Raw genomic sequence first — 22,455 nt, 5'->3', positions numbered from 1 at the left:
CAAAGAACGTGGCGTGTCGGGTGTGAGACTTGCTGCGACTCGGCGCTCAGCCGAAGTACGCCTGCGCGCCCGGGTGCAGGTCGATCGACATGCCGTCCTGGGCGGACTCCGCGGAGATGAAGTCCGTCTTGATGGTGAGCGAGTCGACGTTGTCGAAGATGGCCGCCGTGACCGTCTCGACGAGGTCCTCGGGCTGTTCGGCGTTGGTCGCGATCATCGCCTGGACGGCGACGGTCGGGACGGCCGAGTCGAGGCCGTAGGTGCCCTCGGGCACCTCGTCGTCCGCGTAGAACGGTGCGGCGTCCTTGACCGACGTCCGGTCGTCGCCCTCGATGGGGACGATGCGGACGTCCTCGGTCGCGCCGAGTTCCTCGATGGCGCCGACCGGGTAGCCGCCGACGACGAACGCCGCGTCGATGTCGCCGTTCTTCAACTGGTCGGAGGCCTGCGAGAAGCCGGTGTTCTGCTCGGAGTAGTCGGTGATGCCGAGCGCTTCGAGGATCTGGTTCGCGTTGACCTGCGTCCCCGAGCCGAGGTCGCCGGTGTTGATCGTCGCCCCGGAGAGGTCCGAGGGGCTCTCGATACCCGTGTCGGCGAGCGTCACGATGTGGATCGTCTCGGGGTACAGCGTCGCGACGCCGCGGAGGTTGTCGACGGCGTTGCCCTCGAACGCGTCGATGCCCGAGCCGTTCGCCGCGAAGAACGCGACGTCGTTCTGGATGAGCGCGAAGTCGGCGTCGCCGCGGGCGAGCGAACCGACGTTCTCCACGGAGGCACCGGTCGACTGCACCTGGACCGTGATGCCGTCGGCGTTCGACTCGATGACGTCCTTGAACTCGTTCGAGAGCGGGAAGTACGTCCCGCCGGTGCCGCCGGCGTGCCACGAGATGCGGTTGGTTCCACCGGAGCCGCCGTCGCCGGACTCGGTCTCGGTTTCGGTCTCCATCTCGCCGGACTCGGTCTCGGTGTCGGTTTCGGCACCCCCGTCGCCACCATCGCCGCCGTCGCCACCGGCACAGCCGGCGAGGCCGGCGATTGCGGCGGTCCCTGTCGCTGCGAGGAAGTCGCGTCTGTTGAACTTCTTTCGGTCCATAAGCCAACGAAGGAGACTCGACATATATATGACTACCCATACACATATTCATAACTGAATGAATATACTGAACGTCTCTGATATCCCGTCGGGGCCGGTCGCCGCGTCGCTCAGTCGACGATGATCTCGGAGTCGCCCTCGCCCGTCGATGCGGGCCGCATCTCGCGGTCGTAGCGGTCGACCCAGCCGGCGAAACAGTCGGGACAGAGCCGGTGGCTGTGGAGTTCCGCGCGGTCGACGGTCACGCGGACGGTGCGCGCGAGGGCATCCGAGACGGGTTCGCCGCAGTCGTCGCACGGCTCCCCGGAGCGGCCCCCGTCCGAGCGCGGGCCGTCGTTCATGTCGTCCGGAACGCGCGGTCGCCGGCGTCGCCGAGCCCCGGGACGATGTAGCCGTCGTCGTCGAGGTAGTCGTCGATCGCGACGGTGAGCAGGTCCGCGTGTGGGTACTCCTCGCCGACGCGGAGCAGGCCATCGGGCGCGGACACGGCCGAGAGGACGAACAGGTCGGTGGGTTCGGCGGCGTTATCCAGCACGTGGTCGAGGACCGCACACATCGTACTCCCCGTCGCGAGCATCGGATCGGCGACGATGACGGTGTCTTTCTCGCTGATCTCGGGGAGTTTGACGTAGTCGATGGTGATGGGGAACTCGCCCTCCTCGTTCATCCCGGCCTCCTCGTCGCGGCCGGCGGAGATGACGCCCTGTTTCGCCCGGGGGAACGCCTTCAACAGCCCCTCGACGAACGGCGTCGCCGCTCTGAGCACGTTGATGATGACGACGTCTTCCAGCCCTTTCACCCGCTCGCCGGTGGTCTCTTCGAGGGGCGTCTGGAGCGTGACGTACTCGGTCTCCATCGCGCCGTCGATGATCTCGTAGCCACAGATGCGACCCAGTTTCACGAGCCCCTTCCGGAAGGCGACCTGTTCGGTCTCGACGTCTCGCAGGCGCGAGAGCGTGTCCTTTGCCAGCGCGTGTGTGATGAGATACGCGTTGTCGCGGTCTTCGATCGGCATCGGTCTGTGTGTCCGCGGGACGCGTACGGGCATAAAGCAGGGGTGTTCGCCGCCGGGCGTGTCACTGGACGACGACGAACGTGAGGATCGCCAGCCCGAGTGCGCCGATGGCGACGTTCTGGAGGCTGAAGGCCACGATGTCGAGGAACGACAGCCCCCAGACGACTACCGCGGCGAACAGCGTCGACAGCACGAGGTTCATCACGAGATGGACCCGCGGATCGCCCTGTGAACCGGTCATCGCTCACCGGTCGCCGCGGTCCGACTTAGTTTCTTTGCGCTGGCCCGCGTCGATCGACCGTGGACCGCACCGACCTCGAACTCCGAAACCGCGAGGGCACGCCGGTCGACCCGTGGCCGTTCGTCGTCGTCTGCGGGATGGGATTCCTCCTCGCCTTCTCGTTCGGGCCGGGCTACCTCCTCTCGGTCGGTCTCGACCTCGCGGCGGCGCTCGCCGTCTCGGCGCTCGTCTTCGTCGGGTCGGTCGCCGCCGCGTACCACCGGCTCGTCTGGCTGGCCCGGCCCGACCTCCGGGGGGAGATCCCCGCACCCGTCCGCCTCCGGCGGATCGTCTACTGGGGCGTCGCCGTCGCGCTCCTCCTGTTCGGCCTGTCGCTTCCGCTCCTGACGGCCCTGTTCTGATACGGTCTGTCGTCACTGGGTACCGGTCCTCGCCACCCCCGGGGGTGTGGCGATAGCCGGCACTGACCGACAACAGACCGTCTGACACCGCTTTCGACTCCGCTACTCTTTCACCCCCGGTGGGCGTAGCCGAGCGTATGGCCGAGGTGGAACGCTCGCGATTCGTCCGAGCCACGCCCGCCGAACTCGCTCGCCGGCTCTCCCCCGAGACGATCGTCGCGGCCGAGGGGAGCTTCGAGGTCCGCCGCGTCGACGACTCCGGCGACTCCGGCGACTCCGGCGACTCCAACGACGACGCGACCGTGGTCACGGTCGGCGGCGGCGGCCTCTCGTTCGACCTCCGCTTCGAGCGGCGGCCGGACGGCTACTACTACACGCAGGTCGGCGACGCGGGTCCGTTCGAGTCGATGGAGACGTGGCTCCGTTCGACCCGCGAGAACGAGGGGTCACGCCTCACCGCGCGGTCCGCGGTGTCGCTCGCGGTGCCGCTCCCGTTCGCCGACCGACTCGCCGCGTGGAAACGCGGCGGCGAACTCGACCGCGCGCTAGACGCGCTCGCCTCGTCTGTCGAGTGAGACACCGTCGCGCGACTGACGCTCGTGCGAGCGCGTCGCACGGTCGCGGCGGGATTTATCACGAACGATCCGCTGAATCCACTCATGGGACTGTTCGGAACGCTCAAGCAGGCGTTCGCGGCGTCGACGCAGTCGACCGACCGCGGCACCGGCACGACGGAGTCGAAGGGGGCGTACTGGTGTCACGACTGCAACGAGCGGCTGTTGGACCTCGACGTCGAGGGCGAGGACCCGCCGTCGTGTCCCGACTGCGGCGCGGAGATGACGTTCGAGCGGTCGCCCGGCTCGACCGGGTGTGCGTGCTGAGACGGATCGATCCGTCGGACGTCGCTCGCCGCTTCCGTCCTCGCCCGCGCCGTCGCGGTCGCCGACTCCACGAACTCGACCGAGACGGTCACGTCAGCCCCCGTCGCGGCGCTGATCCGGCCGGCGAACCGTCCGGGGAGCGCCGCGTACGACTCGTCGGCCGGCCGCCTGAGCCGGACCGTCACCTCCCGCGGGGACGACGCCACCCCGAACCCGCCGAACTCGACCGAGACCGACAGGAGAGAGAGCGCCCGGTGTCCCGGATCGTCTAACACCTCCTCGACGGCGGCGTTCGCCGTGTTCTCGAACGCGCTCTGCTCCGCGACGGCCGCCCCGACCAGTCCCGTCACGACCACGATACAGACGCCAGCCACGAGCGTCGCGTTCAGCGCGCCCGACCGGAGCGCCCCGCGCGGGGTGCGCTCGCGCCACGCCTCGGGTCGGTAGCCCAGATACCAGAGCGCGACCGCCCCGCTCGCGGTGATCGTCAGGATGTTCACCACGAGGAGGACGCCCGCGCCCACGGCCACGGCGGGGTAGCCCCACGCGAGGCCGACGCCGACGGCGGCCGCCGCCGGGATGAGCGCCGCGGCGACGGCGACGCCGACGAGCGACACCGGGAGGTCGGTCGAGAGGCCGAACGCCCCGGCCGCACCGGCGCAGACACCTACGAGGAGCGAGAGCACGCCCGGCGACGTCCGGCTGCTGAGCTGTGCGATTGTCGTCACGTCGACCGCGCCGGAGACGAACGCGGTCGAGCGGAGGACCCATCCAAGCGCCGTCGCGCTGGCGACCGCGAGACCCAGCCCGAGCACCTGTGCGCCGAGGCCGTCGCGTACCATCCGCTCGTCGCTGAACGCCACGCCGACGCTGGCCGTCAGCGCCGCCCCGACCTGCGGGGCGATCACCATCGACCCGACGACGATGGCGGGCGAGTCCAGCAGGAGCCCGACCGTCGCGACCACCACGCTCAACAGCGTCATGGCGTAGTACGTCCGCGCGCCGGGATTGAGGTTCCGCGCCTTCGACCTGATCTCCTCGGGGACGACGGCGTCGTCCTCCTCGCCCTTCTCGACGAACCGCTCTTCGAGTTCGGCGAAGTGCGGCGTCGCCGCCGTCTCGGCGTTGGCGATGACGGTGAACGAGTCGTCGAGGCCGGCGTCGCGGAGGTCGTTGAGGACCGTCTCGACCGCCTGTGCCGGGAGGGGAAACTGGACCACCACCGCGCCGTCGCCGTCGCCGCCGCCGACCTCCTCGGTCACGACGTGATCGATGTGCTCCTCCGAGAGCACGTCGAGTACGGCGTCGACGTCCGTTCGGGGGACCCGGGCGTGAATGAACCGCATTCCTCTGTGGCCATGCCCGGCGCGCACATATACGCTGACACCGGTCGGATCGGCCGACCGTCTCCTCGACCGACGCGACCCCTTACTCCCCCTCCGGCGTCGCCAGCCGAACCTCTTCGCCTGTCTCGGCGGGGAAGTCGCCCACGTCCCACGTCGCGGGGTCGTAGTCGGCGAACGCCTCGTCGGCGAGGAGGCAGTCGTCGAGACGGTCGACGAGCGCCGCCTCGTCGATTCCCGTGCCGATGAACACCAGTTCGGTCCGGCGGTCGCCCCACTCGTCGTCCCACGGCAGGTCACGGTGATTGCGCCGATAGGCGTCCTGCTCGAAGTCGGGACGGGTGGCGACCCACGGCCCCGTGGCCTCGACGTGCGCAGAGGGGCCGGCCTGGCTGAACCCCTGTGTGAGTTCGGAGCCGGCGACCCACAGCGTCCCCTTCGAGCGGACCACCGACGCCGGCAGGTCCGAAAGCACCGCCGCGACCCGCTCGGGATCGAACGGGCGGCGACGCCGGTAGGCGAACGAGGTGACGCCGTACTCCTCCTCGGGGTGGCTGTGGCCGCCGTGGTGGTCGTAGCTGTCGTGGTCGGCGTGGTCGGCGTGGCTGTCGTGATCGACGTGGTCGGCGTGGCCGTGATCACCGTCCGCGTCGTCCTGGTTCCCGTCGTGCGACTCGGTCTCCGCGAGCACCTGTCGCCACCCGGCGGCCTCGGCGGTCCGTGCGGGATCGTACAGCCGCCGCCCGAGCAGTTCGTCGGGGTCGACCGCCGAGTACTGCGTCCGCACGATCTCGGCGTCGGGCCGCAGGCCGTGGACGAGTTCCTCGACGGTCGCCAACTCGGCCTCGGAGACGAGATCGGCCTTGTTCAACAGGACGACGTTCGCCAGTTCGATCTGTTCGACGAGGAGGTCCGAGAGAGGTCGCGTCTCGCCCTCGGTCGCTCCCCGCCGCTCGACCGTCCGCTCCTCCCCGAACGCGGTCGAGAACTGGTGGGCGTCGACGACGGTCACCAGCGCGTCGACGACGTACCGCGCGGAGGCGTTGCCCCGCGTGAAGAGCTTCGCCACGGGACCGGGCTCGGAGATGCCCGAGGCCTCGACGACGAGGTGGTCGAAGTCGCGCTCGCGCGCCAGCCGCATCACGGCCCGGTCGAGGTCGCCGCGGAGTTCACAGCAGATACAGCCGTTCGAGAGCTCGGTCACGTCGCCGGCGAGGCCGCTCGACCGACCGCTCACGAGTTCGGCGTCGACGTTGATCTCGCCCATGTCGTTGACGAGGACGGCGATCTCTCGGCCGTCGGCGTTGTCGAGTAGGTGGTTCACCAGCGTGGTCTTCCCCGCACCCAGACTCCCCGAGAGGATCGTCACCGGTATCTCGTCCCCTGGCATCGGTTCGAGGGTGACGGTCTCGCACTATTGAATGGGTGGGTTGTCCGTCCGTGGCGCACGGCCGCGCGCATGCGACACGCTTTTGCTTCGGACGTGGTGGTGTCACGGTATGACACTCGCCGACCGCATCGCGGCCTTCCTCGCCGTCGCCGAGGAGTGGGCACGCGGGCTGTTCCACGGCCTGTTCACCCACCCGGCCTACGAGAAGATCGAACAGGAGGCCGAGGACGTGGAGGACACGTTCATGCTGGCGTGTTTCCCCGACGCGTTCGGCATCCCCTCGCCCGTGTCGTACTACACCGCGGAACTGCTCCCCTACCTCGAAGACGAGTTCGAGGCGTGGGAACGACGCATGTGGAACCGCGGGTCGCTGCTCGAACGCAAGGGCGAACAGTACCACTTCTGAGCCGATGCGCGAATTCGTCTTCTTCGGCGGTAAGGGCGGCGTCGGCAAGACCACGGTCTCGTCGGCGTACGGGTTCAAGTGCGCCGCCGCGGGCCTCGACACGCTCGTCGTCTCGACGGACCCCGCCCACTCCACCTCGGACGTCTTCGACCAGCAGTTCGCCGACGAGCCGACTCCCGTCGACGGGATCGACAACCTCCACGCGATGGAGATCGACCCCGACGACGAGGTCGAACGCCACCTCATGGAGACCAAGCGGGCGATGGGCGATCAGGTGAGCCCGGCGATGGTCAACGAGATCGACCGCCAGCTCGAGATGGCCCACCAGACGCCCGGCGCGTACGAAGCGGCGCTGTTCGACCGCTTCGTAAGCGTGATGCGCGACAACGCGTACGACCGTGTCGTCTTCGACACCTCCCCGACGGGCGGGACTCTGCGACTCCTCTCGCTCCCGGAGTTCCTCGAGGGGTGGATCGACCGCCTCCTGTACAAGCGAAAAAAGAGCATCGACCTCTACGAGAAGGCCGCCATCGGCAACAACGAGCCCCGGCGCATCATGGACGGCGACCCGATCGTCGCCCGACTCGAAGAGCGCAAGGAGCTGTTCGAGTTCGCCGGGCGAACCCTCCGGGAGCGGGCGGCGTTCTTCCTCGTCGTCAACCCGGACGAACTCTCGCTGAAAGAGACCTCGCGCGCGGTCGAGAACCTTGTCGACGCCGGACTCGCCGTCGAGGGACTCGCGGTGAACAAGCTCACCCCCGAACCGGACCCGGACGAGAACGGCCGCGGCGCGCGGTTTCTGCGCGACCGCGTCGCCACCGAGACCGAGCGACTGCGGACGCTCCGCGAGGAGTTCGACCAGCCCGTCGTCGCCGAGATCGAGACGCGCGTCTCGGAGGTCAAGGGCTCGCTCCTCGCCGACGTCGCCGACGAACTCGACATCGGGGTCTCGGCCGAACCGCCCGCATGAGGCGGGTCTCCGCCTCGATATCGGCGCTCGTGTGAGACGGGTGCACAAGCCTCCACAAGACATACAATCAGCTGTCTCCACCGAGAGACGATAATTCGGCTTCGAAAAAAAGTAAACAAACGCTCTACCGGCCGTAGAGCTACTCTGCTCGGTTCAAATTCCATTCATCTGAGATATCAAATTTTAAGTAGGGCTTTCCTCATGGTTCTTTCTGAGGTACCAGAATATGGTACAAGCACTATGGCTGGTCATCGCGGTGCTGGCACTGTTCAGCGCGGGGTATCTGGGGTACTCGCGGTACCTGTCGAGGTTCGTCGAACTCGACGACGCGCGTGAGACGCCGGCACACAAGTACGAAGACGGACAGGAGTACGTTCCAGCGAAGAAGCCGGTCCTGTTGGGGCATCACTATTCGAGTATCGCGGGCGGGGCACCGATCGTCGGTCCCATCACCGCCGGCATTCTGTGGGGCTGGGTGCCGGCGCTCCTGTGGATCGCCATCGGCAACCCGCTGATGGGGAGCGTCCACGACTTCGTCTCGCTGTCGTCGAGTCTCCGGCACGAGGGGAAGTCGATCGGCTACATCATCGGCGAGTACGTCGGCGAGAAGGGCAAGAGCATGCTCCTGTGGTTCGCCTTCCTCACCATCATCCTCGTCGTCGCGGTGTTCGCGCTCGTCGTCGCTATCGTCTTCGACGCGTTCCCGAGCGCGGCGACCGCGAGCCTCATCTACATCGGGCTCGCGTTCCTGTTCGGCATCTATCTCTACCAGCTGGATCTGCCGTTCATCCCGGGGACCGCCGTCTTCGTCACTGGCGTCTTCGCCGGCGTCTGGGTCGGCATCCAGTACCCGCTGGTGCTCGTTCCGGAGGGCGGGAGCATCTTCCTGCCGACGGTGATCAACGCCAACGTCTCGGCGTGGATCCCGGTCGTCATCATCTACGCGGCGCTCGCCAGCGCGTTGCCGGTGTGGATGCTGCTCCAGCCGCGTGACTACCTGTCGTCGTTCCTCCTGTACGCGGGCGTGGGCGGCGCGCTGCTGGCGATCATCGTCGGCACCGTCGGCGGCATGTGGCTCGGCATCACGCCGATCCCGACCCAGCCGCTCGCGGTCAACATCCCGGCGTTCAACGGCTTCTGGGGCGTCACCGGGACGGCCCCGCTGTTCCCGCTGTTGTTCATCACCATCGCCTGTGGGACGATCAGCGGGTTCCACTCGCTCGTCTCCTCGGGCACGACGGCCAAGCAGCTCGACAAGGAGAGCGATGCCCGGACGATCGGCTACGGCGGCATGCTCGGCGAGGGCCTGCTCGCGACGGTCGCGCTCTCGGCGCTCGCGGTCGCCGGCGCGAGCCTCGACCCCGCCGGTGGGATCGGCGTCGCCCTCCCGAACTTCGCCACGGGCGGGGGTATCTTCCTCACGTCGTTCGGCATCCCCCAGAGCTTCGGCGCGCCGTTCATGGCGCTGGTCCTCGTGAGCTTCCTTCTTACCTCGACCGACACCGCCGTCAGGCTGGGTCGGTACATGATGGAGGAGATCGTCGGCACGCCGGAGTCCTCGGCGGAGTCGTTCGCCGTCAACCGCTACGCGAACGCCGCCGTCCAGGGCGTCCCCGCCTACATCCTCATCACCAGCGGCTCGTGGGTGACGCTCTGGCAGCTGTTCGGCGGCGCGAACCAGCTGCTCGCGGCGCTTGCGCTCCTGACGGCGACGGTGTGGCTCGCCAACTGGGACGACTCCAAACAGCTCATCTCGACGGGCGTCCCGATGGCGATCATGGTCACGATCACGACGCTCGGTCTCGCCTGGCTGGCCTTCTACAGCAACCTGTACACGAAGTTCATCCAGGGGAACCCCGCCGACTTGGGCACGTTCGGCATCCTCTCGGCCATCGTCCAGATCATGCTCGCGCTGACGCTCATCTTCCTCGCGCTGTCGCTCGTGAAGATGGGCTACGACAACATCCAGAACGTCCGCGGCGGCACCGGTGCGCTCGCCACCGACGGCGGAACGCCCGACGACGACTGACCGGCGCACTCGCCGCCGACCCAATCGACCATCCGTTTCTCGTTCTTTCGACCCGCCGAGCGTCAGCCCTCCCGTCCGTTCTCCCGCTCTCGACCACGTCCTCGCCAGTCGCGCGCGCCGGTGTCGGCGCGCGCCTCGCTCAGCGCCCCTGCCGACACCCCCACTCTTCGCCCGCCGCCGGGCGCCCGCTGCTCGCTGCTCGCCGCCCGGCGCCCCGCTCAGTGCTCGACGCCGGCGACGATCCCGGCGACGTCGACGTCGCTTCCGACCGGGGCGACGACGATCACGGTGACGAAGTCGTCGCCGTCGCGGCCCCGCGTCAGGGACACCGTCACGGGTTCCCCGCGGGCCGCCGCCTCGACCCGTTCGAGCGCCGTCTCGTTGCCGAACAGCGTGACGTTCCGCACGCGCTCGCCCGCGCCGACTTCCGCCACGTCGTACCGCGTCTGTGCGTAGTCGACCTGCGCTTCGATCGCGAGCGTCGCCAGTGGATCGCGGTACGCTGGGCGGTTCTCGACGGGCCGAACCGCCGGGGTGCTCACGACCCCCACCACGACGCCGTCGTCGCGGCGGTACTCGCGAACCGGCGTCGTCACGTTCACCTCGACGACCGACCGGACGCTGACGTCGCCGCTCAGCGTCGTCTCGACCCGCTCTCCAGCGTCTCGTTCGCCTCGCGGTCGAGCGTCAGGCCGGTCGCCTCCTGCGTGGCTCCCGAGAGCGTGGCCGGCGTGCCCGTGCCCGTCACTCGCCTGTTCTGTGGCCCGCCGACGCAGCCGCCGACGAGGAGAAGGGCGACACAGCAGAGCAAAAGCCGCTCAGCGCCGCGCCGCCGCGCCGTCATCGGCGGAGCGCGCGAGCGAGGCGCGCGAGGAGACCGCCCGAGCGCTCCGCGCCCGCGCCGGGGTCCGCCCAGAGCGCAAAGGCCCGGTCGACGTCGGTGTTCGGCGAGGCGACGACCGCCTCCGCGTCGGGGGCGACGACCGCGACGTTCACCTCGTAGTGGCCGTAGTAGCCGAACTTGAGCAGTTGGCGCTCGGTGAACGACGCGACGAACTCGCGGACGTCGTCGGGGATGGCCGGCACGACGAGGACGAACGTGAACTCCGTCCCCTGGTGTTCCTCGTCGGCGTCGATCCACTCGTCGGCGAGGTCGTGTGCGAGGTCGACGAGCCGCTTTATTTCGCTCGTGGTGACGCTCGACGCGCGTCGGGCGAACAGGTACTCCTCGACGTGGTGGTTGGCGAAGTTGATCGAGCGGTGGAAGAACTGCTTCTGGTTCTCGATGCGCATCTTCCCGAAGAGCTCCCACGTCTCGCCCCGCACCCGTTCGTCCTTCGCGAGGTCGTAGTTGAACATCAGCCGCCCCGCGACCCGATCGAGGTACTCGTCGTCCCAGTCGGGGACGCCGGCCGCGACCGTAGCGATCACCTCGTCGTCGACCGTCTCCCGCACGTCCCGGGGAACGTCACGCGTGCGGTCGACCCCGTCGTCCCCGCCGAGCGGGCCGTCGCCGCGCCGGCTGTCGTCGCTCGCGGTCATGACGGTCGGCTCTCGTCGTCGGGGTCGTACGCGTGGACGTCGCCCGACGCCGCTGGCGCGCCGACCGCGATGAGTTCGACCGCCGCGTCGGCCTCCGCCGGGTTGTACGCCCGCTGGGGACTGCCGGGGTCGACGGCGAACAGGCTCCCCGCGGGCACGACGTACTCCTCCTCGGGCGTCTCGACGTGGAGCGTCCCCGAGAGAACGAAGAACGCCTCCTCCTGCTCGTCGTGGTAGTGGTATGCCAGCGGCACCTGCTCGCCGGGCTCGGCCTCGAACCGGTTGATCGCCATCCGTTCGAGCCCCGCCCGCTCGGAGAGCCGCCGTAGCGTACACGGCCGGTCCGGGGTCGGCTCGACTGTCTCCGTCTCCACGACTCGGTAACCCATACGGTCTCACATCTCACGGGCGGACAAAAAAGCACGTTGACCTCGCTCGGCGACCGGGTGGAGGTGTCGGGACCGGTCGGCGTCGGTGGTCGGAGGCCGGTGCGTCCGCCGCACACGACGGTAATACTTAATCATCGACAGTGCATACTCCGTCGCATGGGTGGAACCGGCAGCGAGACCTGCGGGCGGTGCGCGATGACGTCCGTCGTGGACACGGCACAGACCGATCAGGACGACGACGAGCGGAGCGCGCGCGACCCGTTCGCACGCGGGCGCATCGAGGTGAGCGACGCCGAGGCACGCCGCGTGTCACCGGCCGCGTGGCTCGGGGGGATCAAGCGGAAGCTCGACGATGTCGCCACTCGACTCACCTACGGCGGACGCTGATCGACGCGGGTGCCGGCGCGGTCGTGCCAACGGCTACCGCGGTGAGTTTTTTACGCAGTAGCGACTGTGGGTTACGGTAAGGAATGGAAGAGAGCATCTCGGGGTTCAAACACCGTGGCTCGTGGGGGGATATCGTCGAGCACGGCGAGCGCATCACCAGTGCCCTGCGCGACGCCGGTGTCGACGGGGAGGCGTTCGAGGAGTGGGACGAATGGCGGCCGAAGTCCCACGAACGACTCTCCCAGGACGTCAACGAGAAGACGGCCGCACAGGCGAGTGTCGCCGAGGGCGAGGGGGAGAAGGCGGGGAAGAAGCCCGAGGAGGACCTCCAGAGCGCGGGTCGGAAACTCTCGGAGTCGTACGACAAGGTCGAGGAGGGCGACAACGAGGGGGCCGTCGAGCGGTGGCAGGACTCCATCGACTACGTCAAACGCGCCGCGGACTCGGCGAGTCGGAAAGCACTCCGCGCGGTCGAAGACACCGTCTACCGGAAGGTGATGACCCAACTCGCGCCGTACTACTTCGACAACGAACTCATCAGCGCCAACGTCCAGCGGGCCGCTCGCGGCACCGGGGAGGAGGACCAGTTCATCTTCGAGGTGAACGTCAACGACGACGACCTCAAGGGGGCTGTCTCCGACCGACTCTCGGAGTACGAGTCGGAGGTGGATCGCTGGCACATCGACACCCAGAAGGAAACCGCCACGGTCGAGGCCGCCGAAGGCGTCGAACCACCGCGAAACGACCCCGAATCGAAGTCGACCACCAACTGAGCCGCGGGCGTCCCCCGCGGCACCCGTTCGGTGGCGACCGCCACCGTTGGCCGTTGCCCCCGATTTATATTACCCGCGCTTCACTCAATACGTATGCCCGAACTGCTTCGTATCGACTCCGGCGAACTGACCACCGAAGAGATCCTCTCGGCGCTCCGGGAGGGACGGCGCGTCGTCGTCCAGACGGAGATGCTCGGTGGCACGTACGAGGTCACGCTCCGTCACGACGGCTCGACGTTCTACTGCGACACGCCGACGACGCTGCACAAACACGACGACGAGGACGGGATGCGGACGTGCATCACGAAGATGGGCTACGCCCGGACCGACGCGGCCGAGGACTGACCACCGCCCGCTCCCGGCTGTGCGGCGGCGTTGCACACCCGCTGGGGGACATTTAATCACGGCTCCCCTCGTTCCGGCCACATGGCAGACTCCCCAGACATGGCCAACCTGCTGGAGACGGACGACCCCGGGTTCCAGCACGTCCTGTCCTGTGTGTTCGGCATCCAGGACCACGAGAGCCGGACGTATCTCGTGCTCTTACGGAACCCCGGCAGCACCGTCGCCGAACTCGCCGACGTGCTCGACCGCGACCGGAGCAACGTCAACCGCTCGTTGACGACGCTGATGGAGAAGGGACTCGCCGAGCGCCAGCGTCGACTGCTCGACCCCGGCGGCTACGTCTACCAGTACACCGCGACGCCGCTGCCGGAGGCCAAGGAGATGCTCCACGAGGCGCTCGACGCGTGGGCCGAGACGGTCCACAGCCGCATCGACGACTTCGGCTCCGAACCGGCGGCGTGAGGGTCAGCCGCGGTAGGCGACCAGGTGATCGGTAAAGGGATTCACCACGTAGAGGTGGCCGCCCCCGACGGCCGGCGGCACCGTTTCCGTCGTCTGGTTCGGGAGGGTCCAGCGAACGCGGCTCCCGAGGCCGAACCCCGGGCGTTCGTGGGAGAGCGCGGCGGAGCGGTTTCCGAGCGCGACCACCGTCCCGTCGGCGGTCACGGGCGCGGCGCCGACCACGTCCGTCCGGAGGTCCCACCGCCAGCGTTCGTCCCCCGTGGCGGCGTCGAGCGCGACGAGGTCACCGTCGACGACGAACGCCACGTCGTCGGTCGCCGCCGGGGCCGACAGGCCCCCGACGGGCGCGCGCCACTCTTCTCTCCCCTGGGGCGTCAGCGCGACGGTCCAACTCTCACTGGAGTACCCGCGCGCGTACACCCGATCTCCGTGGACCGCCGGGGCCGACAGACAGTACGGGAGGTCGACCGTCCACCGGTCCGCCCCGGTGTCGACCGACAGCGCGCGCAGGCGATTCCGATCGGCGACGTAGACGGTCCCGTCGCCGACCGTGGGGGCGACGCCGACGCCGAACGGTTCGTGCATGTTGAACGTCTCGTAGCGCAGCGGCTCGAACCCCTCACGCCGCCACTCGATGTCGCCCTCGGCGGCCGAGAGCGCCAGACACTCCGTCGACGTCCGCAGGTACGCCGTCCCGTCCGCGACGCGGACGCTGTAGGCGTACCGGCCCGCGGGGGTGCGCTCCCAGCGCCGCTCGCCGGTCGCCGCGTCGTACCCGGCGACGCGTCCGCCGCGACCCTCGCGTCCGCCCTCGTACGTCGTGACGACGAGGACGTCGTCGGTCGCGGCGTAGGCCGGGGACCCGGCGACCTCGGGTGGCGCCACCCCGTTGGCGTCCCGCTCCCGGAGGCGGCTCTCCCACAGTTGGCTCCCGTCGGCGGCGTCGACCGCCCGGAACCGTCGGTCGGTGCCCACGTAGACGGTTCCGTCGACGACGACCGGCTGAGTGATCGGCCAGCCCCCGACGTCGGTCCGCCACGCTTCCGTCACCGCCTCCGGGAACGTCCCGTCGACGCTGGACGTGTTCCGTGGTCCGCCGCCGGCCATCGGCCAGTCCGCGTCGGGAAACGACCGATCGGCGGACTGTGCACAGCCGGCGAGGCCGGCCGTCGCGCCGAGCGCCGCGGCCGACCGGAGGACCGCGCGTCGCGTCGGCGTCGCCGTCGTCGGGCGGGTGGCGGGCATCGCTCCGGTTTGGGTCACCGCGGCCAAGTGTTTTCCCCCGCGGCCGGGACCGCCCTCCTTTTTACTCCACGGCGCAAGCCAACCGACAATGAGTCTGGAGTTGACCGGCGAGATCCCGACGGCACCCGACGACGCCGACGACGGCGTCTGGTTGGAGTGTATCGAGTGCGGCGAGACGTTCGCCCCCTTCGCCGACATCCGCTACACCTGTGACGACTGCGACGGCCTCCTCGAAGTGACGTACGCCGACCCGCCGACGTTCGACGACTTCGAGGGTCGCGGCGTCTGGCGCTACGCCGCTGCGCTCCCCTTCCAGGAGGGCGTCACTCTGCCCGAGGGGGCAACGCCGCTCCACCGCGTCCCCCGCTTGGAGAAAGCGATCGACGTCGACACGCTCAGAGTGAAACACGAGGGGATGAACCCGACGGGGAGCTTCAAAGACCGGGGGATGACCGTCGGCGTCCGCGTGGCGAAAGCGCTCGGCGTCGGGCGACTCGCCTGCGCCTCGACGGGCAACACGTCGGCGGCGCTCGCCGCCTACGGCGCGCGCGCGGGCCTCGAAACGCTCGTCCTCCTCCCCTCGGGGAAGGTCGCCGCGGGCAAGATCGCACAGGCGGCGCTCCACGACGCGCGCATCCTCGAAGTCGACGGCAACTTCGACGCCTGTCTCGACATCGTCCAAGAGCTCGCCGCCGCCGGTGAGGTGTACCTGCTGAACTCGCTGAACCCCTTCCGCCTGGAGGGACAGAAGACGATCGGGCTCGAGATCTTAGAGGAGTTCTCCGACGACTACGGGACGTACCCCGACCGGATCGTCCTCCCGGTGGGGAACGCGGGCAACACCGCCGCGCTGTACAAGGCGTTCCGCGAACTCGTCCAGTCGGGGGCGCTCGACGCCGACGACGTGCCGAAGCTGACGGGCGTGCAGGCCGAGGGTGCCGCGCCGATGGTCGAGGCGGTCGACGCCGGTGCCGACGAAGTCCGGCGCTGGGACGACGTCGAGACCATCGCCACGGCGATCCGCATCGGCAACCCGGTGAACGCGCCCAAGGCGCTCCCCGGCATCCGCAACACGGGCGGCACGGCCGTCTCGGTCTCCGACACGGAGATCACGGCCGCCCAGCGCGCGCTCGCCAAGGAGGGCGTGGGCGTCGAACCCGCCTCCGCCGCGAGCGTCGCCGGCCTGAAGAAGCTCCGCGACCGCGGCGACGTCGACGCCGACGAACGGGTTGTCTGTCTCACGACCGGCCACCTCCTCAAGGACCCGGACGCGGCGTTCGAGGCGGGCAACGAACCCGAACCCGTCGCCAACGACACCGATGCCGTCCTCGATCTCCTCGACCGATCCCCCGGACAGTCCCCCGGTCTGCTCCGCCGACTCCTGCCGTTCTGACCGCCCCGCGTTCTCTCGTCGCTTCCGACCGTCGGCTCGGACACTCGTTCACGTCGTCGTGAACGTGCGTGACGTCCGTCTGACGCACCCTTTTGATCGTCGCCCGAGTAGTCGGTACCGTGCCCCCGAGTCTTCCAACAGGAACCGTCAGCAGCACGTCGGCGGGCACGCGAACGTTTCCGCCGGAGTCGGATCGCGAGCGTGCTCCCGCCGCGTCGGCAGGTCCCAGTCGACACCCGCAGGTGCAACCGCTCCCGACGACGCCGAGACCGGACCTCGGACCTGCCACGGCCTCGCGACGCGACCACGACCACGTCACGGAACTGAAACAGGAGAACGAGGCGCTCCGCGAGTACATCGAGACGCAGGCCGCCGAACGGCAGGCGGTCATCGAGCGCTACGAACGACTCCTCGAACACCGCGAGGCCGAGGTCGAAGCCGAGACCACGGCCACGACACGGTCGACATCCACGCCGACGGCGGGCGACGATCCGCGCCTCGGGGTTCGGACGGCCCTCTCGTCGCTTCGGTCCCGGATCGCACGTCGTCTCGGACTCGACTGAGTACCGAAAGCGCCGTCCCCGCGGCGCTCCCCGCCGGGGCGACCGGCCCGTACACTCTTGACTGTGCACTCCTATCCCTCGACTATGCCTTGCTCGTCTAGGTCACGCACGGAACGCAAAGAGGCGACGAAAGGTGCGGCCGCGGGTGCGACGGTCGGCGCACTCGTCGGCTCGCCGCTCGGCCCGCTCGGTGCCGGCATCGGCGCGGGCTTCGGCGGTGCCTCCGGCTTCATCGCCGGCACCGCCAAGGGGAAAATGCGGTCGAAACTGAACCCCTGCCGCCGTTGACGCCGCCGGCTACTCCTCGTCGCCGTTGTCGAGGGTGATGTACTTCACCTCGGTGAGCCGCTCGTCGGCGAGCAACTGGTCGCGGACCGACTCGGGGACGGGGTCGTCGAGGTTGTAGACGGTGAGTGCGGCGTCCTCGCCGGGTGCGCGTCGCGCGTTGAACATCCCGGCGATGTTGATGTCGTTGTCGCCCAGGACCGTCCCGATGAAGCCGATGACGCCCGGCCGGTCGTAGTTGCGGGCGACGAGCATCCGGCCGTGGGGGATGGCGTCGACGCGGTAGCCGTCGAGGCGGACGATGCGCGGGTCGTCGCCCGCGAAGAGCGTCCCGCAGACGCCGAGCGAGTCCTCGTCGTTCTTCACGGTGACCGTGACGAGGCTCTGGAAGTCCTCCGACTGTCTGCTCTTGGTCTCGACCACGTCGATCCCGCGCTCTTCGGCGATCTTCGGCGCGTTGACCGCGTTGACCTGCCACTCCAGCGGCTCGAAAACGCCCTTGAGCGCCGAGGCGGTGACGAGTTCGACCTCCTCCTCGGCGATGTCGCCCTGGTAGCTGACCTCGACCTCCGAGATGCGCTGGTCGAACACCTGCGCCCCGACCTTCCCCGCCGTCTCGGCGAGTTCGATGTACGGCCGGATCCGCGGGAACGCGCTCCGGTCGACCGACGGGGCGTTCAGCGCGTTGATGACTGGTTCGTCGGCGAACGCCGCGAGCACCTGGTCGGCGATGCTCGTCGCGACGTTCTCCTGTGCGGCCTCGGTCGAGGCACCGAGGTGGGGGGTGACGATGACGTCCTCGACGGTCAACAGCGGGCTATCGGGCGAGAGCGGCTCCGCCTCGAAGACGTCGAGTGCGGCCCCTTCGAGCGTGCCGTTCTCGACGGCCGCCGCCAGCGCCGCCTCGTCGACGACGCCCCCGCGGGCGCAGTTGACGAGGTAGCCGCCGCCCATCAGCTCCAGTTCCTCGGTCGAGATGAGCCCTTCCGTCTCCGGCGTGAGCGGCGTGTGGACGGTGAGGAAATCGGCACGCTCGAGACACGTCTCGAACGCCACGAGTTCGGCTCCCAGGCGTTCGGCGCGCTCCTCGCCGATGTACGGGTCGTAGGCGACGAGATCCATGCCGAGCGAGTCGAGCCGCTTCGCGACCTCCTGGCCCACGCGGCCCAGGCCGACGATGCCGAGCGTCTTGCCGTTGAGCTCCGTCCCGAGGTACTCCCCTTTCGCCCACTCGCCCCCGCGGAGGCGAGCGTGCGCCTGCGGGATAGAGCGTGCGGTCGCAAAGGCCATCGCGACCGTGTGTTCCGCGGCGGCGCGGACGTTCCCCTCCGGCGCGTTCGCCACGACGACGCCGTGGTCGGTCGCGGCGTCGATGTCGATGTTGTCGACGCCGATGCCTGCCCGCCCGACGATGACCAGATCCCGTGCGGTCTCGAACACCTCGCGCGTCACCTGGGTCCCGGATCGGACCACGAGCGCGTTCGCGTCGGCGATCGCGTCGAGGAGGGCGTCGCCCTCCGAATCGTAGTCCGTTACGACGTCGTGGCCCGCGTCGCGCAGACGCTGTATGCCCGCGTCCGCGATCGGGTCCGTGACGAGTACCTTCATGAGCGTACGGTTCTTGGGCGCGCGTTTAAGCGTTATCTTCACCGGGCGATTCGCCCGGGACCAATGTGCTCACACGACGCACGAACCGGCGCGAACGGACGTTTCAGACCACTGAAACCGCGGTCCGGTTTTCGACTCATCCTCCGCAGACGGCCCCCTCGTCTGGAACGCGACCGGAGATGGGAAGCTTTCAAAGTCACGGCGTCGTTGATCGGGTATGAAACTGATCGCGTTCGACTTCGACGGGACGCTCTCGGACTCGGAGATGACGGTGCTGCTCGGCGACCGGGAGGGGGTCGCCGACGAGATGGCGGAGATCACGGAGCGGGCGATGAACGACGAGATCTCCTACGCGAAGAGCTTACGCGATCGCGCGTCGCTCCTCGAAGGGCTGGAAGAAGAACGCGCCGACGACGCGTACGGCGAGGTCGCGCTCCGACCCGGCGCGGCGGAGTTGCTCCGCCGCCTCGACGACTACGGCCACCACGTCGCGATCCTGACCGGGGGGTTCGAGCGCGGCGTCGAACGCGCACTCGACAAGGAGGGCGTTCGCGACGCGGTCGACACTATCGTCTCGAACCGGCTCCCGATCGAGGGCGGGCGACTCACCGGCGGGGTCGAGGGGCCGCTCATCGAGGGGACGAAAGACCACGAACTCGAACGGCTCGCTTCGGAACTCGGCGTCGCGTCGGACCAGACCGTCGCGATCGGCGACGGCGCGAATGACCTGCCGATGCTCGAAGTCGCCGGACTCGCCGTCGGTTACCTCCCGAAGCCGGCCGTCGAACCCCACTGCGATCTCGTCGTTCCGACGATGGAGCGCCTCGCGCAGGTCTTCGAAGAGCGCGGCCTGCTGCGGCCCACCGAGGAGTGAGCGGTCGCCGGCGTCGGCGGCGTCAGTCGCTCCGGCCGGCGTCGGCGGCGTCAGTCGCTCCGGCCGGCGTCGGCGGCGTCAGTCGCTCCGGCCGGCGTCGATTTCGCGGCTCAGCCGCTGCAGGTGGACGTAGCCGACGCCGCTGATGACGAGCAGGACCAGGGTCAAGACGGCGTAGCCGACGAGGAGCACGTCGAGGGGGACGGGTGGGGCGACGCCCGACTCGCCCGTGCTCGTCGCGGTCCACGTCCGCACCGAGAGGACGACGAGGCCGACGTAGCCCGCGGCGACCGAGACGACGAGCGCGATCGTCGGGATCTCGTTCAGGTCGAAGTCGGCGACTTCGATCCGCGGGAGGTCGCCGAAGACGCCGTGGCGCGACGCCCAGTCGTACAGCGGTTCGTGACCTCCGAGGCCGTCTTCGACCCGGATGAGGTGACGGTTGAGGTAGAGGATCTTCACCGTGGATTTCAGCCCGTCCATCGCCACCACGCCGTACAGCACCGGCGTGAGCGCGATGAACCGCAGGTCACCCGTGACGACCGCGTACCCGAACACGGCCGCAACCAGTAGGCCGCCGCGCGTGGCTCGCGTCATGCGTGCGGTTCGTTCCCGATCGACTTTCCGATGGAGGAGTTCGTACAGGCGAAGCCGAAGCTCCACCGCAGTCCCTGTCTTTCGACTCTCACCCGACATGATCACGCGTTCTCGTGGAGGGGTCGTTAAGTTCAGGGTCGGCTCTCGGCCGGTGAGAAGCCGCGTCGCCGCCGACGCCGGCGTCCCCGCGAGCCCTCGTGAAACCGGACACCGAGCCGGCAGTTCACGAGATCCGACGGGTTCGACACTCATATCTCCGTGTCAATGCTCAAGCCGGCTACCGCCTAACACCTGTTCGAGGAACCGTCAAACCCTCTCCCCCCATCACATCGCCGGGTTCAGCGGTCCCTCGATAGGGAACTCCCCCCCTTTTGTCCCGCGTGCCACCATCGGAGCGGACGCGACCGTCGTGCGGTCGATCGGTGTCGGTAGCCAGCCCCGTCGATCGGCACGCGCCGTGACGACGACACGAACCGAGGCCGGTCGACGTGTCTCGCCCGCGACGGCTCACCGGTTCAGCGTGTGGATCGCCTGCCCGAGCGCGTTCTCGCAGGCTTCCATCGTCGCCTCGGCGAGCGTCGGATGGGTGTGGATCGTCGCCGCGACGTCCTCCAGCGTGGCTCCCATCTCGATCGCGAGCGCGAGTTCGGCGACCAACTCGGAGGCCTCGGGGCCGACGATCTGCCCGCCGAGGACGAACCCCGTCCCCTCGTCGGCGACGACGCGGACGAACCCCTCCGTGTGGCCGGTTGTCAGCGCCCGCCCCGACGCGTTGAACGGCATCTGCCCGACGACGGGCTCGAAGCCAGCCTCCTCGGCCTCCGCCTCGGTCATGCCCACGGTGCCGATCTCGGGGTCGGTGAACACCGCCGCGGGGATCGCCTGGTAATCCAGCCCCACGGGTTCGCCCGCGGCGACCTCGGCGGCGACGATTCCCTCCTTCGAGCCGACGTGCGCCAACATCGGCTCGCCCGCGACGTCGCCGACGGCGAAGATCGACTCGACGTTCGTCCGCGCCTGGTCGTCGGTCGTGATGAAGCCGCGGTCGTCGGTCTCGACCCCCGCCGCGTCGAGGTCGAGCGTGTCCGAGACGGGCTCGCGCCCGACCGCGACGAGCACCTTGTCCGCGTCGTACTCGTGTCGGTCCCCGTCTTCGGTCTCGGTGGCGACGACGATGCCGCCGTCGTTGCCGTCGCGCCACTCCGCCGCGCCCTCGCCGAAGTGGAAGTCGACACCGAGTTCCTCCGCCCGCGTGCGGACGACGCGCGCCACGTCGTCCTCGTACCCCGGGAGGACGTCGTCGAGCATCTCGACCACCGTGACCTCGCTCCCGAGTTTGGCGAACACCGTCGACAGCTCCATGCCGATGTAGCCCGCGCCCACCACCACGAGTCGGTCCGGGACCGAGCCGAACGCGAGCGCGTCGCGCGAGGAGGCCACGGGGTCGTCGGCGTACGAGAACCCGGGGATCTCCATCGGTCGCGACCCCGTCGCGACGATGCAGTGCTCGAACTCGATGCTCTCCGACCCCTGCCCCTCGCCGCCGTGGGCGACCCGTACCCGGTTCGGGCCGTCGAACCGAGCCGTTCCCTCGACGAGGTTGACGCCGTTGGCCTTACAGAGCTTCTCGACGCCCCCCGTCAGCTGATCGACGACGCCGTCCTTCCAGTCGCGCATCCCGGCCATGTCGACAACCGGGTCGGCGTGGATCCCCATCTCCGCTGCGTTGCCGGCGTCGTGGGCCAGCCCCGACGCCGTGATGTACGCCTTCGACGGAATACAGCCGTGATTGAGGCAGGTCCCGCCGTACGCGTCACGCTCGACGAGCGTCGTGTCGAGCCCCTTCTGGGCGGCGCGGATCGCGGCGACGTAGCCGCCCGGTCCCGCGCCGATCACCAGAAGCTCCGTCCCTGTCGAGATGTCTCCGACGACCATGTGTCGGTTCTCACCGTCTGTGGTGTTAAATGGACACCACGCGGCAGAACGGGTCGTTCTCGTTCACGCTGGTCACTCGCTCCGATCGCTCACGAAGACCCCGCGCGAGTCGTTCACGACGTCCGCTCCCGCGCGCCGACCGCTCCGCCACCGACCGCGGTGCGGTGGCGCGTGCCGTCGCCGGCTCCGTCCGGCGACAAACGCGCGAGGGATGAGGACCGCGGTCGTGAGCGGAGCGAACGACGAGGACCGCAATCGGCTGGGGAGGACGTGGCCTCACCGCCCTGG

At 69.0% G+C, this 22,455-nt stretch carries 27 protein-coding genes; 13 read left to right on the top strand and 14 right to left on the bottom strand.

The features are described 5' to 3' along the window. Nucleotides 1–46: 46 nt before the first annotated feature. The 4 genes from NKJ07_RS15400 to NKJ07_RS15385 form a co-directional block, all read right to left on the bottom strand. Entirely contained in the window at nucleotides 47–1,093 is a 1,047-nt protein-coding gene (locus NKJ07_RS15400; protein ID WP_318567678.1) for a TAXI family TRAP transporter solute-binding subunit, read from the bottom strand. Nucleotides 1,094–1,203: 110 nt separating this feature from the next. After that, nucleotides 1,204–1,434: a DUF7569 family protein gene (locus tag NKJ07_RS15395; RefSeq protein WP_318567677.1), complete on the bottom strand. Its 231-nt coding sequence runs from the start codon at nucleotides 1,432–1,434 to the stop codon at nucleotides 1,204–1,206. Then, the gene (gene upp, locus NKJ07_RS15390) at nucleotides 1,431–2,108 is read right to left on the bottom strand and encodes a uracil phosphoribosyltransferase (protein WP_318567676.1); all 678 of its coding nucleotides are present in this window, start codon (nucleotides 2,106–2,108) and stop codon (nucleotides 1,431–1,433) included. Before upp ends, NKJ07_RS15395 begins: the two co-directional genes overlap by 4 nt. Nucleotides 2,109–2,169: 61 nt before the next feature. Then, nucleotides 2,170–2,349: a DUF8107 family protein gene (locus NKJ07_RS15385; protein WP_318567675.1), complete on the bottom strand. Its 180-nt coding sequence runs from the start codon at nucleotides 2,347–2,349 to the stop codon at nucleotides 2,170–2,172. A 59-nt stretch (nucleotides 2,350–2,408) separates the two neighbouring features. Between NKJ07_RS15385 and NKJ07_RS15380 the strand changes: the two genes are divergently transcribed. Both NKJ07_RS15380 and NKJ07_RS15375 read left to right on the top strand, forming a co-directional pair. Next, nucleotides 2,409–2,750: a hypothetical protein gene (locus tag NKJ07_RS15380; protein WP_318567674.1), complete on the top strand. Its 342-nt coding sequence runs from the start codon at nucleotides 2,409–2,411 to the stop codon at nucleotides 2,748–2,750. Between the two features lie 137 nt (nucleotides 2,751–2,887). Next, nucleotides 2,888–3,325, top strand: coding sequence for an SRPBCC family protein (locus tag NKJ07_RS15375; protein ID WP_318567673.1), 438 nt, complete (start codon nucleotides 2,888–2,890; stop codon nucleotides 3,323–3,325). A 182-nt stretch (nucleotides 3,326–3,507) separates the two neighbouring features. On the opposite strand, the gene NKJ07_RS15370 is transcribed toward NKJ07_RS15375, so the two are convergent. Beyond that, a complete protein-coding gene (locus NKJ07_RS15370; RefSeq protein ID WP_318567672.1) occupies nucleotides 3,508–4,977 on the bottom strand; it encodes a TIGR00341 family protein in 1,470 nt (489 codons plus the stop codon). 82 nt (nucleotides 4,978–5,059) lie between these two features. Next, a complete protein-coding gene (locus tag NKJ07_RS15365) occupies nucleotides 5,060–6,364 on the bottom strand; it encodes a CobW family GTP-binding protein (protein ID WP_318567671.1) in 1,305 nt (434 codons plus the stop codon). 109 nt (nucleotides 6,365–6,473) lie between these two features. On the opposite strand from NKJ07_RS15365, the gene NKJ07_RS15360 reads away from it, so the two are divergent. The 3 genes from NKJ07_RS15360 to NKJ07_RS15350 all read left to right on the top strand — a co-directional run bounded on the left by NKJ07_RS15360 (nucleotide 6,474) and on the right by NKJ07_RS15350 (nucleotide 9,769). Next, entirely contained in the window at nucleotides 6,474–6,770 is a 297-nt protein-coding gene (locus tag NKJ07_RS15360) for a DUF7990 family protein (RefSeq protein WP_318567670.1), read from the top strand. Between the two features lie 4 nt (nucleotides 6,771–6,774). After that, nucleotides 6,775–7,740, top strand: coding sequence for an ArsA family ATPase (locus NKJ07_RS15355; protein ID WP_318567669.1), 966 nt, complete (start codon nucleotides 6,775–6,777; stop codon nucleotides 7,738–7,740). Between the two features lie 226 nt (nucleotides 7,741–7,966). Continuing rightward, a complete protein-coding gene (locus tag NKJ07_RS15350) occupies nucleotides 7,967–9,769 on the top strand; it encodes a carbon starvation CstA family protein (protein ID WP_318567668.1) in 1,803 nt (600 codons plus the stop codon). A 218-nt stretch (nucleotides 9,770–9,987) separates the two neighbouring features. On the opposite strand, the gene NKJ07_RS15345 is transcribed toward NKJ07_RS15350, so the two are convergent. From NKJ07_RS15345 to NKJ07_RS15330, 4 genes are read right to left on the bottom strand one after another with little or no spacing between them, the layout of a single operon-like run. Beyond that, a complete protein-coding gene (locus NKJ07_RS15345) occupies nucleotides 9,988–10,365 on the bottom strand; it encodes a DUF6517 family protein (RefSeq protein ID WP_318567667.1) in 378 nt (125 codons plus the stop codon). A gap of 38 nt (nucleotides 10,366–10,403) precedes the next feature. Continuing rightward, a complete protein-coding gene (locus NKJ07_RS15340) occupies nucleotides 10,404–10,613 on the bottom strand; it encodes a hypothetical protein (RefSeq protein ID WP_318567666.1) in 210 nt (69 codons plus the stop codon). Beyond that, nucleotides 10,610–11,311: a DUF8052 family protein gene (locus tag NKJ07_RS15335; RefSeq protein WP_318567665.1), complete on the bottom strand. Its 702-nt coding sequence runs from the start codon at nucleotides 11,309–11,311 to the stop codon at nucleotides 10,610–10,612. Before NKJ07_RS15335 ends, NKJ07_RS15340 begins: the two co-directional genes overlap by 4 nt. Beyond that, entirely contained in the window at nucleotides 11,308–11,700 is a 393-nt protein-coding gene (locus NKJ07_RS15330) for a cupin domain-containing protein (RefSeq protein WP_318567664.1), read from the bottom strand. Before NKJ07_RS15330 ends, NKJ07_RS15335 begins: the two co-directional genes overlap by 4 nt. A gap of 156 nt (nucleotides 11,701–11,856) precedes the next feature. On the opposite strand from NKJ07_RS15330, the gene NKJ07_RS15325 reads away from it, so the two are divergent. The 4 genes from NKJ07_RS15325 (at nucleotide 11,857) to NKJ07_RS15310 (ending at nucleotide 13,667) form a co-directional block, all read left to right on the top strand. Further along, nucleotides 11,857–12,087 (top strand): DUF8007 family protein, encoded by a 231-nt coding sequence (locus NKJ07_RS15325; RefSeq protein WP_318567663.1) that lies wholly within the window; start codon nucleotides 11,857–11,859, stop codon nucleotides 12,085–12,087. 83 nt (nucleotides 12,088–12,170) lie between these two features. Then, the gene (locus NKJ07_RS15320; RefSeq protein WP_318567662.1) at nucleotides 12,171–12,860 is read left to right on the top strand and encodes a DUF5828 family protein; all 690 of its coding nucleotides are present in this window, start codon (nucleotides 12,171–12,173) and stop codon (nucleotides 12,858–12,860) included. Between the two features lie 93 nt (nucleotides 12,861–12,953). After that, on the top strand, nucleotides 12,954–13,205 hold the full coding sequence (locus tag NKJ07_RS15315; protein ID WP_318567661.1) for a DUF8001 family protein: 252 nt from the start codon (nucleotides 12,954–12,956) through the stop codon (nucleotides 13,203–13,205). An 81-nt stretch (nucleotides 13,206–13,286) separates the two neighbouring features. Next, a complete protein-coding gene (locus NKJ07_RS15310) occupies nucleotides 13,287–13,667 on the top strand; it encodes a helix-turn-helix domain-containing protein (protein ID WP_318567660.1) in 381 nt (126 codons plus the stop codon). Nucleotides 13,668–13,670: 3 nt separating this feature from the next. Here NKJ07_RS15310 and NKJ07_RS15305 read toward each other — a convergent pair whose 3' ends face one another. Beyond that, nucleotides 13,671–14,912 carry a PQQ-binding-like beta-propeller repeat protein gene (locus tag NKJ07_RS15305; protein ID WP_318567659.1) on the bottom strand — a complete coding sequence of 414 codons (1,242 nt, stop codon included), beginning with the start codon at nucleotides 14,910–14,912 and terminating at the stop codon, nucleotides 13,671–13,673. 88 nt (nucleotides 14,913–15,000) lie between these two features. Between NKJ07_RS15305 and thrC the strand changes: the two genes are divergently transcribed. The 3 genes from thrC (at nucleotide 15,001) to NKJ07_RS15290 (ending at nucleotide 17,156) form a co-directional block, all read left to right on the top strand. Next, on the top strand, nucleotides 15,001–16,305 hold the full coding sequence (gene thrC, locus NKJ07_RS15300; RefSeq protein ID WP_318567658.1) for a threonine synthase: 1,305 nt from the start codon (nucleotides 15,001–15,003) through the stop codon (nucleotides 16,303–16,305). Between the two features lie 242 nt (nucleotides 16,306–16,547). Continuing rightward, nucleotides 16,548–16,868, top strand: a complete 321-nt coding sequence (locus NKJ07_RS15295; RefSeq protein WP_318567657.1) for a hypothetical protein — start codon at nucleotides 16,548–16,550, stop codon at nucleotides 16,866–16,868. An 84-nt stretch (nucleotides 16,869–16,952) separates the two neighbouring features. Next, entirely contained in the window at nucleotides 16,953–17,156 is a 204-nt protein-coding gene (locus NKJ07_RS15290) for a glycine zipper domain-containing protein (RefSeq protein ID WP_318567656.1), read from the top strand. A gap of 9 nt (nucleotides 17,157–17,165) precedes the next feature. Here the strand turns inward: NKJ07_RS15290 and serA are convergent, their stop codons facing one another. After that, the gene (gene serA / locus NKJ07_RS15285; protein WP_318567655.1) at nucleotides 17,166–18,761 is read right to left on the bottom strand and encodes a phosphoglycerate dehydrogenase; all 1,596 of its coding nucleotides are present in this window, start codon (nucleotides 18,759–18,761) and stop codon (nucleotides 17,166–17,168) included. 217 nt (nucleotides 18,762–18,978) lie between these two features. Here serA and serB point away from each other — a divergent pair, with 217 nt between their 5' ends. After that, nucleotides 18,979–19,635, top strand: coding sequence for a phosphoserine phosphatase SerB (gene serB / locus NKJ07_RS15280; protein WP_318567654.1), 657 nt, complete (start codon nucleotides 18,979–18,981; stop codon nucleotides 19,633–19,635). A gap of 78 nt (nucleotides 19,636–19,713) precedes the next feature. On the opposite strand, the gene NKJ07_RS15275 is transcribed toward serB, so the two are convergent. Continuing rightward, entirely contained in the window at nucleotides 19,714–20,232 is a 519-nt protein-coding gene (locus tag NKJ07_RS15275) for a hypothetical protein (RefSeq protein ID WP_318567653.1), read from the bottom strand. Between the two features lie 507 nt (nucleotides 20,233–20,739). Beyond that, entirely contained in the window at nucleotides 20,740–22,167 is a 1,428-nt protein-coding gene (gene lpdA / locus NKJ07_RS15270; protein WP_318567652.1) for a dihydrolipoyl dehydrogenase, read from the bottom strand. Nucleotides 22,168–22,455: the final 288 nt, after the last annotated feature.

This window comes from Salinigranum marinum, from assembly GCF_024228675.1.
Classification (GTDB): Archaea; Halobacteriota; Halobacteria; order Halobacteriales; family Haloferacaceae; genus Salinigranum; species Salinigranum marinum.
Note: the sequence above shows the minus strand (reverse complement) of the source record. Positions and strands in the feature narration are given on the sequence as shown.

Coding starts and splice junctions, on each gene's coding strand:
- NKJ07_RS15310 (WP_318567660.1), top strand. CDS start 13,287: ATGGCAGACTCCCCAGACATGGCCAACCTGCTGGAGACGGACGACCCC.
- NKJ07_RS15325 (WP_318567663.1), top strand. CDS start 11,857: ATGGGTGGAACCGGCAGCGAGACCTGCGGGCGGTGCGCGATGACGTCC.
- NKJ07_RS15360 (WP_318567670.1), top strand. CDS start 6,474: ATGACACTCGCCGACCGCATCGCGGCCTTCCTCGCCGTCGCCGAGGAG.
- NKJ07_RS15400 (WP_318567678.1), bottom strand. CDS start 1,093: ATGGACCGAAAGAAGTTCAACAGACGCGACTTCCTCGCAGCGACAGGG.
- NKJ07_RS15275 (WP_318567653.1), bottom strand. CDS start 20,232: ATGACGCGAGCCACGCGCGGCGGCCTACTGGTTGCGGCCGTGTTCGGG.
- NKJ07_RS15335 (WP_318567665.1), bottom strand. CDS start 11,311: ATGACCGCGAGCGACGACAGCCGGCGCGGCGACGGCCCGCTCGGCGGG.
- lpdA (WP_318567652.1), bottom strand. CDS start 22,167: ATGGTCGTCGGAGACATCTCGACAGGGACGGAGCTTCTGGTGATCGGC.
- thrC (WP_318567658.1), top strand. CDS start 15,001: ATGAGTCTGGAGTTGACCGGCGAGATCCCGACGGCACCCGACGACGCC.
- NKJ07_RS15305 (WP_318567659.1), bottom strand. CDS start 14,912: ATGCCCGCCACCCGCCCGACGACGGCGACGCCGACGCGACGCGCGGTC.
- NKJ07_RS15350 (WP_318567668.1), top strand. CDS start 7,967: ATGGTACAAGCACTATGGCTGGTCATCGCGGTGCTGGCACTGTTCAGC.
- NKJ07_RS15330 (WP_318567664.1), bottom strand. CDS start 11,700: ATGGGTTACCGAGTCGTGGAGACGGAGACAGTCGAGCCGACCCCGGAC.
- NKJ07_RS15290 (WP_318567656.1), top strand. CDS start 16,953: ATGCCTTGCTCGTCTAGGTCACGCACGGAACGCAAAGAGGCGACGAAA.
- NKJ07_RS15340 (WP_318567666.1), bottom strand. CDS start 10,613: ATGACGGCGCGGCGGCGCGGCGCTGAGCGGCTTTTGCTCTGCTGTGTC.
- NKJ07_RS15315 (WP_318567661.1), top strand. CDS start 12,954: ATGCCCGAACTGCTTCGTATCGACTCCGGCGAACTGACCACCGAAGAG.
- NKJ07_RS15385 (WP_318567675.1), bottom strand. CDS start 2,349: ATGACCGGTTCACAGGGCGATCCGCGGGTCCATCTCGTGATGAACCTC.
- serB (WP_318567654.1), top strand. CDS start 18,979: ATGAAACTGATCGCGTTCGACTTCGACGGGACGCTCTCGGACTCGGAG.
- NKJ07_RS15375 (WP_318567673.1), top strand. CDS start 2,888: ATGGCCGAGGTGGAACGCTCGCGATTCGTCCGAGCCACGCCCGCCGAA.
- NKJ07_RS15320 (WP_318567662.1), top strand. CDS start 12,171: ATGGAAGAGAGCATCTCGGGGTTCAAACACCGTGGCTCGTGGGGGGAT.
- NKJ07_RS15355 (WP_318567669.1), top strand. CDS start 6,775: ATGCGCGAATTCGTCTTCTTCGGCGGTAAGGGCGGCGTCGGCAAGACC.
- NKJ07_RS15370 (WP_318567672.1), bottom strand. CDS start 4,977: ATGCGGTTCATTCACGCCCGGGTCCCCCGAACGGACGTCGACGCCGTA.
- upp (WP_318567676.1), bottom strand. CDS start 2,108: ATGCCGATCGAAGACCGCGACAACGCGTATCTCATCACACACGCGCTG.
- serA (WP_318567655.1), bottom strand. CDS start 18,761: ATGAAGGTACTCGTCACGGACCCGATCGCGGACGCGGGCATACAGCGT.
- NKJ07_RS15395 (WP_318567677.1), bottom strand. CDS start 1,434: ATGAACGACGGCCCGCGCTCGGACGGGGGCCGCTCCGGGGAGCCGTGC.
- NKJ07_RS15365 (WP_318567671.1), bottom strand. CDS start 6,364: ATGCCAGGGGACGAGATACCGGTGACGATCCTCTCGGGGAGTCTGGGT.